General features: G+C 76.1%; 2 protein-coding genes. Both read left to right on the plus strand.

Features of this window, described 5'->3' with window-relative positions; all coding sequences use genetic code 11:
* Nucleotides 1-298: SAV_6107 family HEPN domain-containing protein (locus DZF91_RS25920; RefSeq protein ID WP_268915977.1), on the plus strand; the 298-nt coding region annotated here is incomplete at its 5' end.
* A gap of 1,366 nt (nucleotides 299-1,664) precedes the next feature.
* A partial coding sequence (locus tag DZF91_RS25925) for an MFS transporter (protein WP_235834566.1) occupies nucleotides 1,665-3,092 on the plus strand: 1,428 nt, incomplete at its 3' end.

Consider the following 3,092-nt stretch of genomic DNA (forward strand, 5'->3'; position numbering starts at 1 on the left):
CGCCGCCGCCGCCGTCCTGGCCGCGCACCAGCCGCTGGACCTCACCCGCCGCCGCGCCCGTCCGCGCAGCGTCTGGGTGCTGCTCCCGGAGGCCGACCCCGCGCTGCGCGAGTGGGCCGCCTACTTCGCCGCCGGCGCCGACAAGCGCGCCGCCGCCGAGGCCGGCCTGCCCCGCGCCGTCACCCCGCGCGAGGCCGACGAGCTCCTGCACGACGCGGAGATCTTCGTCACCCTCGTCGAGGACACCCTCGGCATCCCGGTCCAGCAGACGCTCCCCACCACCAACCGGGCGAGCTGAGAACTCCCGGAGGAGCATGCTGCGGGGCGGCTCCTCCGGGCCCGACGCCCCGGCGTGCGGCACGGCCGAAGGTCCGCCCGCCCATGCCCCACGCCCGGGCCCCGCTCCGGCCGTCCACCCCTTGGGACGACCGGCAGGCCGGGCCGTCGCAGTGCCCCCTCACCGGCACCGCGACGGCCCGGCCACATCCCCAGCCCAGCCCCAGTGCCCCGCGGTCCCCCACCCGCCGCGCATGCCTAGCCGGCCGTCCGCGCCCGGTCCGCAAGCCCGCGAACCACCTTGCTCGGCGCTCTCCAGGCCCGTGAGCCCTCGCGCCACGTTCGCGTCCCCATAGGTGCCCGTCGTGCGGGGCGTCGCCGTGCCGCCGATGGCCGCCGCACTGCGGGCTCGCCCCGGCGCCGATCCGGCCCCTCGCCGACCGCGCGCTGCGTCCTCTGTCCGTCGTGACGTCCGGCCCGTCTACGACGTGAGCACATCCGCCCGTCGCCCGCGACCTGCTCGTCACGCGAGACCTCGTTGTCAAACCGCGCCCTGCGCCTAGCCCGGTGCCTGCGCGACCTGTGCGTGGTCCGGGGGCTGCGCGACCCGCGTCAAGGCCGGGGTCTGCGCTACCTGCGCCTGGGGCGCCGTCTGCGCGAGCTGCGTCAATGCCGGATCTGCGCGATCTGTGCGAAGGCCGGGGATCTGCGCGATCTGCGCCAAGGCCGGGGTCTGCGGGGGCGGCGCGTACGCCGGGGTGTGCGCGACCTGCGCGCAGTCCGGAGATCTGCGCGCCCCGCGTCATCGCCGAGGGCTGGGCGAGCTGCGCCCAGCTCGGGTCTGTTCGTCGGGCGTGGCCCGGTCGGACAGGCGCGGACTGCTCGGCCATCGTTGGCTGGCGGTGGGGAGAACGGGCTCGCGTGCGTCGTCAGTGGGGCCGCCCTTGTCATCGTGGGTGTGTCGATCTGGTGGGGTGCGCTGCGTTTGTCCAGGCTTGTGCTGCGGGCGCCGGGGCGTCGTTCACGTTTAGCGGGTGGGCGTGTGTTGGGGAGGGGGCGAGTTCGTCCGGGGTGCGCGGTGATCTTGAGGGGGAGGGGCGGTGGGTGGCCGGAGGTGGTCACGGGCTGTGTTGGTGCGGCGGGAAATGCGAGCCGGGTTGTTTTAGTGCCTAAGTGATTTATGAAGTGTGCGTCGCCCTTTGTTGGTGGATGACAATATCCCGGTGGTGATGCGGCGAAATGGCGGGGACGGGCGGCGGGCGCGGGAGCGTGGGGACGAGGGGGAGCGGCGGGTTCCACGGCCGAGGCGTCCCGGTGCGGGGCGCGGCCGGGCGGCGCATGCGGAGGTGCATGCGGATGCGGGGCGCGGTCGGACGGCGCGTGCCGATGTGGAGCGCGGGACGGCGCGTGAGGACGGGCGGACGGCGCTGCCCGCGCTGCTGGCGTTCCTCGGCGTCGTGGCGTACTCGCTGTCGATGGCGGTCCTGACGCCCGCGATGCCGCTCGTCCAGCGGGACCTGCACACCTCGGCGGCGGGGGCGGCGTGGGGGCTGACGGCGATGATGCTGTCGGCGGCCGTCTCGACGCCCGTCGTGGGGCGCCTGGGTGACCTGTACGGGCCGCGGAGGGTGCTGCTGGTGGTCCTGGTGGTCGCGACGGCCGGGACGGTCTTGGCGGCCGTTTCGCCGTCTCTGGGGGTGTTGCTGGCGGGACGGGCGCTGGCCGGTGTCGGCGGCGGCGTGTTCCCGCTCGCGTACACGGTGATCCGGAACGTCCTGCCACCGGCCCGGACGGCGTCGGCGGTCGGGCTGATGTCGTCGATGCTCGGGCTGGGCGGCGCGCTGTCGTGGTGCGTGGCCGGGCCGGTGATCGACCTGCTGGGCTGGCGCTGGCTGCTGTGGATGCCGGTGTTCGGGCTGGTGCCGGGCCTGCTGCTGGCGTGGCGGCTCGTCCCGCGCGTGCCCGGACGCCCCGGAGCGGGCGTGGACTGGTGGGGCGCGGGCCTGTTCTCGGCGTGGATGGTCGCGGCCCTGACGGCGCTCACGCAGGGCATGGCGTGGGGCTGGACGTCCCCGGGAGTGCTGGGCCTGGCGGGCGCCGCGCTGGTCCTGGCGGCCGTCTGGTGGGCCGTGGAGCGGCGGGTCCCGGAGCCCCTGGTCGATCCCCGGCTGATGCGCGTGCGCGGGGTGTGGACGGCGAACGCGGCGTCCCTGCTGGCCGGGTACGGCCTCATGGCGGGCGGGGTGCTGTTCCCGCTGCTGGTCCAGGCGCCGCGTCCCACCGGGTTCGGCGGGAGCGCGACGGCGGCGGCGATGCTCCAGCTTCCGGCGAGCGTCGGCATGACGCTCGCGGGCATCGCGGCCGGACGGCTCCACCACCGCGTCGGATCACGGGCGGTGCTGGTGGCCGGGGCCGTGCTCACGGGGGCGGGGTACGCGTTCGTCGCGCTCGTCCATGGCGCGATGTGGGAGCTCTACGTCGGCGGCACCGCGCGGGGGATCGGGCTCGGGCTGGCCTACGCGGCGGTCGCGAACCTGGTGGTCGCGGCGGTCGAGCCCGCCCAGACGGGCGTGGCGACCGGCGTCAACACCCTGCTGCGGACGGTCGGCGGCTCCCTCGGGACGCAGGTGAGCGCGGTCATCCTCACGGCGTCGGCCGTGCGCGGCCATCCCGCCGGAACGGGGTACACGACGGGCTTCGCCGTGACCGCGGCGACGATGGCCGGCGTCCTGGCGCTCGCGCTCGCCGCCCCGCCCCGGCGCGCGGCCCGTCCGTCGGACGCGTCGTCCGCCCCGCCCCGGCGCGCGGCCCGTCCG

Source organism: Actinomadura logoneensis (genome assembly GCF_003428695.1).
GTDB lineage: Bacteria > Actinomycetota > Actinomycetes > Streptosporangiales > Streptosporangiaceae > Spirillospora > Spirillospora logoneensis.